Source organism: Parabacteroides sp. TM07-1AC (assembly GCF_003480915.1).
In the GTDB taxonomy this organism is placed as follows: Bacteria; Bacteroidota; Bacteroidia; order Bacteroidales; family Tannerellaceae; genus Parabacteroides; species Parabacteroides chongii.
Genome location: NZ_QUKD01000004.1, coordinates 400,276 through 412,687 on the forward strand (window position 1 = coordinate 400,276; position 12,412 = coordinate 412,687).

Annotated in this window: 6 protein-coding genes; 5 read left to right on the top strand and 1 reads right to left on the bottom strand. The window is 45.9% G+C overall.

The genetic code is table 11. The annotated features are described in order from the left end of the window. The first annotated feature begins 8 nt into the window (after positions 1-8). The 4 genes from DXD68_RS11550 (at position 9) to DXD68_RS11565 (ending at position 7,635) form a co-directional block, all read left to right on the top strand. The gene (locus tag DXD68_RS11550; protein WP_122361642.1) at positions 9-3,395 is read left to right on the top strand and encodes a TonB-dependent receptor; all 3,387 of its coding nucleotides are present in this window, start codon (positions 9-11) and stop codon (positions 3,393-3,395) included. Positions 3,396-3,410: 15 nt separating this feature from the next. Continuing rightward, the gene (locus DXD68_RS11555; RefSeq protein ID WP_122361643.1) at positions 3,411-5,030 is read left to right on the top strand and encodes a SusD/RagB family nutrient-binding outer membrane lipoprotein; all 1,620 of its coding nucleotides are present in this window, start codon (positions 3,411-3,413) and stop codon (positions 5,028-5,030) included. Between the two features lie 226 nt (positions 5,031-5,256). Then, complete coding sequence (nikR, locus tag DXD68_RS11560) at positions 5,257-5,658, top strand: nickel-responsive transcriptional regulator NikR (RefSeq protein ID WP_122361707.1); 402 nt, start codon at positions 5,257-5,259, stop codon at positions 5,656-5,658. Between the two features lie 84 nt (positions 5,659-5,742). After that, positions 5,743-7,635, top strand: coding sequence for a TonB-dependent receptor plug domain-containing protein (locus DXD68_RS11565; protein ID WP_122361644.1), 1,893 nt, complete (start codon positions 5,743-5,745; stop codon positions 7,633-7,635). A gap of 343 nt (positions 7,636-7,978) precedes the next feature. Here DXD68_RS11565 and DXD68_RS11570 read toward each other — a convergent pair whose 3' ends face one another. Beyond that, positions 7,979-10,285 (bottom strand): cation:proton antiporter, encoded by a 2,307-nt coding sequence (locus DXD68_RS11570; RefSeq protein ID WP_122361645.1) that lies wholly within the window; start codon positions 10,283-10,285, stop codon positions 7,979-7,981. A 101-nt stretch (positions 10,286-10,386) separates the two neighbouring features. Between DXD68_RS11570 and DXD68_RS11575 the strand changes: the two genes are divergently transcribed. Next, positions 10,387-12,405, top strand: coding sequence for an alpha amylase C-terminal domain-containing protein (locus DXD68_RS11575; protein WP_122361646.1), 2,019 nt, complete (start codon positions 10,387-10,389; stop codon positions 12,403-12,405). Positions 12,406-12,412: the final 7 nt, after the last annotated feature.

Sequence of the window (12,412 nt, forward strand, 5' to 3'; positions counted from 1 at the left end):
ACAAAATTATGAATAAAATTGTAACCTTAGAAATTATCGGGAAGAAAAGTTTTCATCTTTTCCGAAAAATACCATTAGTTATGAGATTGAGCGTTGTATTCTTTTTCCTTAGTCTTGGTATCGCAGTAGCGGGTAATACGTATGCACAGAATGCTACGCTCTCGCTGGATATGTCGAACAGTACGATAGCCAACGTGCTGGAAGCCGTTGAGAACCAAACGGATTTCTCTTTCATCTATGATGCCAGTATCGTGAACACCAGCCGTAAAGTGTCGGTGAAAGTGGACGAAAAGAACATTTTCGATGTGCTGAACAAATTGTTCGGTGAATCCGATGTCGCCTACACGGTAGTAAACACCAAAATTATCCTCAATAAGAAAGAGGCGATTATGCAGCAGGCAGCCAAGACTGTCAAAGGAGTTGTTACGGATAAATCCGGCGAACCGATCATCGGTGCGAACGTGTTGCAGAAAGGGACAACGAACGGTACGATAACCGATGTCGACGGTAATTTCACATTGACCGTGCCCGATAATTCCATCATCGTTATATCTTATATCGGATATAACCCACAGGAAATCAAATATGCAGGACAATCATCTTTAAAAGTGTTGTTGGAAGAAGATTCCCAGAATATCGAAGAAGTGGTGGTAACCGCTTTGGGTATCAAGAAAAAAGAATCCTCCCTGACTTATTCGACCCAGCAGGTCGGCGGCGACGAGCTGACTCGTGCCAAGGACCCGAACATGATCAATGCCCTGGCTGGTAAGACTGCCGGTGTACAGATCAGTAAGAGTTCTTCCGGTTTAGGTGGATCTGCCAAGGTTTCTATCCGTGGTAACCGCTCGGTAAGCGGTAATAACCAGCCATTATATGTAATCGACGGTGTGCCGATGCTGAACAGCAGCAATGAACAGGCTGTCAGTGCGATCGGTGGTACGGCGGATGCCGGTAACCGTGACGGTGGCGATGGTATTTCCAACCTGAATCCGGACGACATCGAAAGTATGAGTATCCTGAAAGGTGCTTCGGCTGCTGCATTGTATGGTTCGCAAGCTGCCAACGGTGTTATCCTGATCACAACGAAGAAAGGAAAGGCTGGTGTGCAGAAAGTAACTTTCTCTTCCAACCTGACAGTCGATCATGCAATGAGTTTGCCGGAATTTCAGAACGAATATGGTATGGATAAGGAAACGAAGACCAGCTGGGGACCGAAAGGTAATCTGACTGCTTATGATAATGCAGGCGATTTCTTCCAGAACGGCGTAACCGCTATCAACTCCCTGTCTTTGACAACCGGTAACGAAAAGATGCAGACTTACTTCTCCTATGCCAACACCAGTGCCAAGGGAATCGTGGAGCATAACAAGTTGCAGAAGCATAACCTGAACTTCCGCGAAACCGCCAGTTTCTTCGATGATTACCTGAAACTAGATGCAAACGTGAACCTGATGTCGCAGAGTATCAAGAACCGTCCGGCTTCCGGTGGTTATTATATGAACCCGTTGGTTGGTCTTTACCGTTTCCCGCGTGGTGAGAATATCGGTGAATATCGCACGAACTTTGAAACATTTAATGATACCCGCAACCTGATGGAACAAAACTGGTATACGGATGCCGAACGCGACATGGAACAGAACCCGTACTGGATCACGAACCGTATCAAGAGTAACGACAAGCGTGCACGTGCCATCGCTTCTTTGACTGCCAGCCTGAAGATTACGGATTGGCTGAGCCTGCAAGCTCGTGGAACAGTCGATTATACACACGATACATATAATCAAAAGATGTATGCTTCAACCGCACCGGCTATCGCTGGTTCAAACGGTCGTTATATCGACCTGAATCATACAGAGACATTGTATTATGGTGATTTTATGGCTATGTTCAATAAGAAATGGGGTGATTTCGCTTTGACGGGCGCAATCGGTGGTAGCATCAACAGTACGACTCTCAACTCGCTGAGACTGGACTCGAAGACAGCTTCCTTGTATTATCCGAACCAGTTCTCGGTTGCCAACATCGTGATGTCAACAGCTTCTTATATCGACCAGCAGATCGATCAGAAACGTGTGATGCAGTCTCTCTTTGCAACTGCCCAGCTGGGATGGAAAGAAAGCCTGTACTTGGACCTGACTGCCCGTAACGACTGGTCGTCGACTCTGGCTTATACGAAACACAGCAGTTTCTTCTATCCGTCGGTAGGTTTGTCATGGATCATCAATAATTCGCTGACGATGCCGGAATGGATTAACTTCGGTAAGGTAAGAGGTTCATGGAGTAAAGTAGGTAATGACCTGCCTCTTTTCATCAGTAACCCGATTGCGGGAAGCAACGACCTGATCGTGGCTGGCGGAGCTATCCAGACCAATTCAAAGGCTCCGTTCGACGAACTGAAACCTGAAATGAGTACTTCATGGGAAGTGGGTACGGAATGGAAATTCTTCGACTACCGTCTGGACTTCGATTTTACTTACTATAAGACAAACACGAAGAACCAGTTGTTTACGTTGCCTTCTTCTGCCGGTGCAGCTTATAAATATTACTATGTAAATGCCGGTAATATCCAGAACCAGGGTGTTGAAATCAGCTTGGGTGTCACTCCGGTGATGACGGAAGATTTCCGTTGGAAGACCTCTTTTAACTTCTCGACAAACAAGAACAAGGTGATTGAGCTTCATCCTGACCTGAAGACATTTGTTTATGGTGACGAAGGTTTCTCTTCTTCTTACTCTATGCGCCTTGTTGAAGGTGGTGCACTGGGTGATATCTATGGTAAGGCGTTCGAACGCGACGATAAGACTGGAGAGATCGCTTTTACAAAAGATGAAGACGGTGATCTGATCCCTAACGTAGTCGGTTCAGGTAATACGGTCAAAGTAGGTAACAGCAATCCTGACTTTATGTTGGGTTGGGGCAATACGCTGACTTATAAAGGATTCAGCCTTTACTTCCTGATCGATGGCCGTTTTGGTGGCGATGTATTGTCACAGACACAGGCCGATATGGACCAGAAAGGTGTGAGCATTGAATCAGCCGAAGCCCGTAATGCCGGATTCGTAGACCTGGAAGGTACGCATGTCAACCCGTCAAAATTCTATACGGCTGTCAGTGGCCGTAACGGATGTACGGAATATTATATGTATAGTGCAACCAATATCCGCCTGCGCGAACTTTCTTTAGGATATACATTCCCGAGGAGATTGCTGGAGAAAACAAAGGTTTTCCAGGATGTACAGTTGTCATTTGTAGGTCGTAACTTATTCTTCTTCCACAAATCGGCTCCTTTCGATCCGGATGCAGTCCTTTCGACAGGCAACGACAACCAGGGTATCGATGTATTCGGTATGCCGACAACTAGAAGCTTAGGTTTCAATGTTAAATTTACATTCTAATAAAGACAGTATATTATGAAAAAGAATTATAAATATATAGCCGCAATCTTTTTGGGCGGATTGATAGGTTTTTCAGCTTGTACGGATGATTTTGAATCTTTTAATACGAACGAGGCTGGTTTCCCGGATAAGTCGAAGGAGCAGGAATTTAATAAATATGGTATTCCTCTGGGAGTCGTTCAGCAGGGTATTTACTTCAACTACGATTGGGGTGGCGGTAAAAACTGGCCGTTCCAGGTCATGCAGAATCTGAGCGCCGATATGTTTTCAGGTTATGTACACGATTTCAACCCGTTCAACGAAGGACGTGCGAACACGACCTATAACATGCAGGACGGATGGAACGGATCGTTTTGGGAGAATACCTACGGATATATCATGACGGAGATTCAGAAATCCGAAGATCTGACGGAAAAGGATTATCCTTCATTCTATGGGATTACCAAAATATTGAAAGTGGAATTGATACATCGCGTATCCGATTTATACGGTCCTGTTGTTTATACGCAGTTCGGTTCGAAAACCGGTTCCATGCCGGATACACAGCCGGTTGCCTATAAGGCTTTCTTTGAAGACCTCGATACGGGAATCGGTTTGATCCGTGCCTATATGGAAGCGAATCCAGACGTGGAGAACTTCGCGAAGTTCGATATCCTGATGCCGCAGGGCAAACGGACCTATGCCGAATGGATCAGATTCGGTAACTCGTTACGCCTCCGCCTGGCTGTCCGTATCGCTATGGCCGATCCCGTACTGGCTGCAGCAGAAGCGAAAAAAGCCTTGACGGATGCAGGAGGTTTATTGGAAGAAGATAACGATATCGTTGCTGTTTCTACGGATGGTACCGGTTATAATAACCCGTTTGGCGAGATCAATAAGGGATGGGGAGAAGTTTTCCTGAATGCAAATATGGAGTCTTATATGGGTGGTTATGACGATCCCCGTTTGTCGAAGTATTTTGATAAGGCTGCCGGCGGCGAAGGTACTGAGATCATTCCGGTAAAGGGTACTTACAAAGGTATCCGTCAGGGAACAGGCTTCAATCATAAAAATTACAGTAAACATTCGAAAAGTACGATTGCGCAGACATCCAATGCAGTTCTAATGACGGCTGCCGAAGTATGGTTCCTGCGTGCGGAAGCTGCCTTGAGAGGCTGGTCTTCCGAAGATCCGGGTTCTTGTTATGAAAATGGTGTCAAAGCCTCTTTTGCCCAGTGGGGTGCTAAAGATGTAGCTGCATACCTGGAAAGTACGAAGACTCCGAAAGATTATCAGGATGCTTTTGATGCTTCCTTCAATGCAAAAGCTGTAGGCAAAGTAACGCCGGCATGGGATAACGCAGCAACCAATGAAGAAAAGTTGGAAAAAATTATTACTCAGAAATGGATTGCCTGTTATCCGGAAGGCTGCGAAGCATGGACAGAACAAAGACGTACCGGTTATCCTAAGTTGTTCCCGGTTTTGGTGAACGACAGCCAGGGCACGATCGATTCGAACCTGGGACCGCGTAGATTGAATTTCTTTGTCGGCATCAAAACAGCTAATCCTGAGCAATATTCAGCTTTGGTAACGGCTTTGGGTGGTGCAGACAATTGCGGAACCCGTCTGTGGTGGGATACCGGAAGGAACTTCTAAGGGATACGACGTTATTTAGATTGATAACACAGAGTTATTAGATTAAGGTTTTGAGTATTAGGTGATGGAAACGGGAGTTGCAGGGATGTGGCTCCCGTTTTTTGTGTAATCAGTAATATAGGTAATAATATCTGTAATTTATATTACATTATTTCTTTTTAGACAAATTACCTTTGTACCGGTAATAAAATTGTATATTTACCGCTCAAAATAAATGAAGCATTATATGTCGATAAAACGTTTTGGTGTCTCCCTGGAAGACAACCTGTTAGAATCATTGGATCAGTATGTGGACGAGAATGGCTTTGCCAACCGCTCACAGGCCATCCGCTTTCTGATAGAAAAGAACGTGGCAGAGAAGAAATGGCAATGTAATCACATCGTGGCAGGTACTATTATCATTATGTACGACCAGGAGAAAAAGGCTATTTCTGCAAAGATTGCCGGTATCGAGCAGGATTATCAGAACGTGATCCTTTCCTCTTCCCAGTATTATGTCAATCAGCACTTTTGTCTGCACATCGTTACAGTGATGGGTACAGCCCACCGATTGACTGAATTGTCAGATAAACTGACTGCTATCAAGGGTATTAAGCATGGAAAGTTGGTGATGAGCCGGGCGGATTGAATATATTTTTTTGCCTGAATGGTAACACGTTTTTATTATTTTGTGTTACCGTGGTTAACGATTAATGTTATACAAGAATAAATTATGAAGAAAGGATTTTTACTTATTTCGGGATTATTGGCAGGAGCGGCAGCTTATGCAACTGAACCTGTCGAACCAATGGAAATAGACAGTCTGATCAATCTGCAGGGGGTCGTTGTATCTGCGAATAAGATACAGGTGAACCGTAACAGTGTTCCCCTTACTGTCTCGGTGATAGACAGGGATCAGATAGAAGCGAGTAGCGAGTCGGCTTTGCTGCCGGTGTTGTCGGAGCGCGTTCCCGGGTTGTTTGTGACGGAAAAAGGCGTGACCGGCTTTGGCGTTTCCTCGGGATCGGCAGGGACTGTGAACATCCGTGGGGTGGGACAAGGAAATAAAGTTCTTATGTTGTTTGACGGCCAGCCACAATGGGCAGGTGTTTTCGGGCATTCCTTGCCGGATACGTATGTCGCATCTGATATTGAAAGGGTAGAGGTGATCCGCGGACCGGGTTCGTTATTGTATGGATCGAATGCGATGGGCGGCGTAGTCAATATTATTACCCGCCAGCACAAGCAACAGGGGCGTCGTACACAGGCTCGTGTGATGTTCGGTTCTTATAACACACAGAAGTATATGATTAATAACGGCTATAATATAGGAAATTTCAGCAGTTTCATATCGGTGAACCATGACCGTTCGGATGGTCACAGGCCGGATTCCAAATTTGATATCACTAACGGCTTTGCCAACCTCGGATACCGGATCAACAATCAATATAAGGTAACCGGCAATTTGAGTTTGGCAAAATATAATACCGAAGATCCGGGAACAATCACCAGCCCATTGCTGGACCATGACATGCATATTCTTCGTGGTACAACTTCGTTTGCTTTGGAGAATCACCATGAAAAGACAAGCGGCGCCCTGCGTGTTTTTTATAACTGGGGTCATCATAAAATCAATGACGGACATGCGGTAAATGCCGATCCCCGTTCGTTCCTGTTCTATTCTGACGACCATAATACGGGTGTTCAGTTGTATCAGTCTTTTCGTTTGGTAGAAGGAAATACGTTTACTGCCGGTATCGATTATAAGAATTGGGGAGGTCATGCCTGGAACGATACGATTAACGGACCGATCGGTGAGATCGTCAAGAAATCGGTAAACGAGGTGGCTGGTTATGCGATCATGCAGCAGGATCTCTTTGATATCCTGAGCCTGAATGCCGGTGTGCGTTACGAACATAGCAGCGCGTATGGCGGCGAGTGGGTTCCGCAGGCGGGATTTGCCCTTCGCCCGTTCGAAGGAAATACGATCAAAGGTTCTTTCTCTAAGGGATACAGAAGTCCGACGTTGCGCGAATTGTATATCTCTTATCTTCCTTATTCAAAAGCGAATCCGGACCTGAAGCCGGAAAGTATGCTGAGTTATGAATTATCTGTCGGACAATATCTGTTGGATAATCGTTTGCACGCCGAGCTGACTGCTTTTTATATTGAAGGAAAAGATATGATCTCTGTAGTAAACCGACAGATGTCGAATATCGGACGTTTTTATAATAAAGGGGTCGAATTTGAAGCCGGTTATCAGATTCTGAACAACCTGAATCTGGATATGAACTACAGCTATCTGCATATGAATAAGGATATAGTAGCTGCCCCAGCTCATAAATTCTATGCCAGCGCAACTTATATGCCCGGACGCTTTACCTTTAATCTGAGCGTACAGTCCATATTTGACCTGTATACGAATGTAGGAAATAAGCCGGAAGATAATAAAAAAGAGGACTATACAGTGCTGAATGCCCGTGCTTCTTACCGTTTTGGCTCGCAGAATAAGGGACTGAAGCTGTTTGTCAAAGGAGAGAACCTGACGGCAACCCGTTATTCCATCAACGAAGGTTACCCGATGCCGAAAGCTGTGTTTATGGGCGGGATCGATGTGACGTTCTAGTATACAGTTTCTTCTCGAATAAACAAAAGTTTCTTGCCGAGGAAACTTTTGTTTAGTGCCTGGAAAACTCTTGTTTAGTGTTTGGAAAACAAAAGTTTTTCAGGCACTAAAACTAAAGAATCATAGCGGGTGAAGAATGGTAAGTAGGGAAGGAATAATAGCCATCTGCAAGTCAAAAGCGGCATAATAGTGGTAGATACAATCTTGAAGTGGTAGATAAAAAAACATCTGCCACCACTGCTAAAACCATTTATTTACAACATATACAGGATGAACTTGTAGATGTTGTAGATAATAATGGGAACTTGTAATTACAAATAGAGGGACTTGTTATTTATCCTGCTTATTCTTCTGTTTTCTCCTTATGATTCAGAATCAGAGTCGACGGCATCTTCTGCAACGCCTCGCGACGATGTTCGGAAACGTCATTCCAGCTATCATAACTGATCAGCATGAAAGTGTAACCGTTGAAAAGTGAAGCCGTCATATCCTTCTCTGCCAGCAGGTTCGCCTGCTTGGTCGATTCGACAAACTGGCGGATGGCATATTGTATCTTCTCGCTGCCCGGTGTCGTTGAACTGCTCCGGTCGAGAATGCTTACCGAACCATGCGTCGTCTTGAGTAGCGTGGAGGCATATTCCAGGATAAACAAATCTTTTTCCGAATCGATTACTACAATCACATTACTAGCCTTGACGAATCCCCGGTTTACGAATACACCTACGTCACAATTACTTTTCCCGATAAACATCTTCGTTTTGTCTTTCAATAATGCACCCGGGTAAAACCATGATTCAGGTGCCTTGAAACGGCGGAAGAAACGATTGTAGAACGACGTACGGTAACGGTTCGCTTCGATATCATCCGGCTGGTTACTCATCGAGATACCCGAACCTACCAGCAGAAAGTCGAAACCTTCTGTGTTGACAATGTCGGTGATGTCCTGTCCGGCGTTGTTCGATACCTCGTAGCGTGTATCTATATTAATCCCCAGCTTTTTGGCTCCGTACAGGATGGGACCGAAACTTACCTCTTCGAAGTTGTCCGTATGCAACGGGTTCACGTCCGAACCGACAGTAAGGTGAAGTGCCGTGAGATCCACCTGATGCCGTTTATGGGCAAACATCTGGTATGCCACATCAAGCATGATCTGTCCGTTGGCAGCCCGTCCGAATGAGAGCAACACCTTGTAAGTACCGTCTGCTACGTCCACAGTCTTGTATTCTTTGATTTTCTCCCGTGCCTGGAAGCAGAACTTGATGAACGAAACCAACGGGATCGTCATGAATGTCGTCACCAATGTCATCAGCACCAGCATGACGAAAATAGAAGGAGGGAGGATATGCATTTCGTAACCGATGGTAAGCACTACAAGCTCCATCAGCCCGCGCGTATTCATCAGCGCACCGATATATAGACTGTCTTTCCAACTTTCGCCTACGAAACGGGCGGAGAACATCGCTCCACCGAATTTACCGACGATGGCAACCACGATAAATACCCCGCACATCCACCACAGCTCCGGGCTGTTCAGCAGACCGATCTCGGTGCGTAACCCTGTCGAGACGAAAAACAACGGCAGAAACAATGCCAGTGAGACATCTTCCACCTTCTCGGTCATGATCTTACGAAACTTCACATTACTCGGCATCACCACGCCTGCGATGAATGCTCCGAACAACGCATGCAGCCCCAGCATTTCCGTCAGATAGGAGGAAATTATCAGGAGGAGGAACATAAAAGCTACCAGCCCTTTGTCGATCACTTCCTTATTATGATATACGTGCCCGATCATCCGGAGGAACGGACGCACGGCAAAAAACATGAAAGCGATATAAAGTACGGAGAAAAGAATGTTGTAGATCGCACTCAGCATCGTTCCCGCCTGTGCGATGGCGATCACGACAGCCAATAGGCACCAGGCTGTAATATCACCGTTGGCAGCACTGGCGAGCGAGATCGTTCCCAGGTGCGTTCGCGTCAACCCTTTCTCCTGTATGATACGTGCCAGCACAGGAAAAGCAGTGATACTCATCGCGATACCGACAAATAGGGCAAACGACAGGAAAGGGGTACTTTTATCTGCATAGGTGTCATAAACGAAATAGGCAGTAAGCATACCGCAGAAGAAAGGTACGATCGTACTCGTATGGCTTATCAGGATGGTTTCCTTTAATTTCTTTCGTACTTCGGTAATATCCAACTCCATACCGATGGCGAACATGAACAGGATCAGCCCGAACTGGCTCAGGATCGTGATATTGGCGAGCGACTCGACCGGGAAGAGGAATCCCGAGACTTCGGGCGACAGATGTCCCAGCACCGACGGTCCCAGTACGATACCCGCCACGATCTCGCCGATAACGGTCGGTTGCCCTATCTTCTGGAACAGCCACCCGAACAGGCGGCAGGTCAGCAGGATCGTGATGATCTGCAGCAATAATATTCCGATAGGCGACTGTATATGGTGCGTCATCAGCTCCCAAAACAAAGAAAAACCTTCACCAAGGTCTTTCGGGGCGTCGTAGGCAGCAGTGATGGCGCTTTCAATCTGTTGTCTTTCTCCTTCTTTGGCGATCAGATACATTAATGAACCAAAAACCAGGATCATTATAAAATAAAAGGCAATACTCTTTGTTCCTTTACTCATATGTTATATGGGTTTGACGCAAAATTAAGAAATATCTACGGAATATCAATACGGTATGTTTTTTTCTTTTATCTTTGCGCTAAACCAATCTCAAATAAATCATGGAGTCTCTGAATCTAATAAAGAATGACCCTTGGCTTGCCCCTTATAAAGAGGCGATAGAAGGACGGTATCAATACGTGATTGATAAGGAAAAGAGCTTGACTAACAAGGGGAAACAAACCTTGTCGGAAATGGCTTCCGGATATCTGTACTTCGGTTTACACAAAACCAACAAGGGGTGGGTATTTCGCGAATGGGCCCCGAACGCCACGGCCATCTACCTGATCGGTACATTCAACGACTGGAAAAAAGAAGAACAATATAAAATGAAGCGCCAGGGCTATGGCGTGTGGGAGATCGCTCTCGAAGAAGATCTGTTGCACCACGAAGACCTGTTCAAGTTGCTGGTCGAATGGGACGGAGGAAGCGGTGAACGCATCCCGGCATGGATACGCCGTGTCGTCCAGGATCCTGTGACGAAGATATTCAGTGCTCAGGTATGGAATCCTGCTACGCCATATACATTTAAAAATAAGCGTTTCAAACCGGATACTTCCCCGCTGCTCATTTACGAATGCCATATAGGTATGTCAACGAACGAGGAAAAGGTCGGCTCATACGATGAATTTCGCCTCAACGTTCTGCCCCGCATTGCACGTGAAGGTTACAACGCCATTCAAATCATGGCTATCCAGGAGCATCCTTATTACGGATCTTTCGGTTATCATGTCAGCAGTTTCTTCGCAGCTTCATCACGCTTCGGTACGCCCGAAGAACTGAAACACTTGATCGACGACGCTCACGGGATGGGTATTGCCGTGATCATGGATATTGTACACAGCCATGCTGTTAAGAATGAAGTGGAAGGTCTCGGACGTTTCGACGGTTCTTACAACCAGTATTTCCTTAGTGGTTCCCGCCGCGAACATCCGGCATGGGATTCGCTTTGCTTTGATTACGGAAAGAACGAGGTGCTGCATTTTCTCCTGTCCAACTGCAAATTCTGGCTCGAAGAGTATAAGTTCGACGGTTTCCGCTTCGACGGCGTGACCTCCATGCTTTACTACAGTCATGGGTTGGGCGAGGCTTTCTGCAATTATGGTGATTATTTTAACGGGCATCAGGATGGCGATGCGATCGCTTATCTCACCCTTGCCAACAAACTGATACATGAGGTCAATAAAAATGCCATCACTATTGCTGAAGAAGTGAGCGGTATGCCCGGCCTGGCAGCTAAATATGAAGACGGCGGTTATGGCTTCGATTACCGTATGGCGATGAATATTCCCGATTACTGGATCAAGACAATCAAGGAAAAGAAAGACGAGGACTGGCATCCTTCTTCTATCTGGTGGGAAACGACCAACCGTCGTGCTGACGAAAAAACAATCAGTTATGCTGAAAGTCACGACCAGGCGCTGGTAGGAGATAAGACTATCATTTTCCGCCTGATAGATGCGGATATGTACTGGCATATGCAGAAAGACGACCATAACTTTATGGTTGAACGCGGGGTGGCACTCCATAAGATGATACGTCTTGTGACGGCTTCGACTATCAACGGCGGTTACCTAAACTTTATGGGTAATGAGTTCGGACATCCGGAATGGATCGATTTTCCGCGCGAAGGTAACGGCTGGTCACATAAATATGCCCGACGCCAGTGGGATCTGGTAGACAATATGGATTTGAAGTATCATTATTTGGGCGATTTCGATCGCGAGATGGTCGAACTGATCCGCAGCGTGAAGAATTTTCAGTCTACTCCGATACAGAAGGTGTGGGACAGCGATGGCGACCAGGTTCTGGCGTATATGCGTAAAGACCTGGTGTTCGTCTTCAACTTCAGTCCTACGAAATCGTACACCGACTACGGCTTCCTCGTGCCTAAAGGTGAGTATGAGGTGGTATTGAATACGGATGCTACCCGTTTCGGCGGTTTTGGTATCGCGGACGATTCGATACATCATTTCACATTACTCGACCCATTATATAAAAAAGAGAAAAAAGAATGGTTGAAGCTGTACATTCCGGCACGTAGTGCTGTTGTACTCAGAAAAGTAAAAGTAAAAAAATAACCAAACA

Coding starts and splice junctions, on each gene's coding strand:
- DXD68_RS11550 (WP_122361642.1), top strand. CDS start 9: ATGAATAAAATTGTAACCTTAGAAATTATCGGGAAGAAAAGTTTTCAT.
- DXD68_RS11555 (WP_122361643.1), top strand. CDS start 3,411: ATGAAAAAGAATTATAAATATATAGCCGCAATCTTTTTGGGCGGATTG.
- nikR (WP_122361707.1), top strand. CDS start 5,257: ATGTCGATAAAACGTTTTGGTGTCTCCCTGGAAGACAACCTGTTAGAA.
- DXD68_RS11565 (WP_122361644.1), top strand. CDS start 5,743: ATGAAGAAAGGATTTTTACTTATTTCGGGATTATTGGCAGGAGCGGCA.
- DXD68_RS11570 (WP_122361645.1), bottom strand. CDS start 10,285: ATGAGTAAAGGAACAAAGAGTATTGCCTTTTATTTTATAATGATCCTG.
- DXD68_RS11575 (WP_122361646.1), top strand. CDS start 10,387: ATGGAGTCTCTGAATCTAATAAAGAATGACCCTTGGCTTGCCCCTTAT.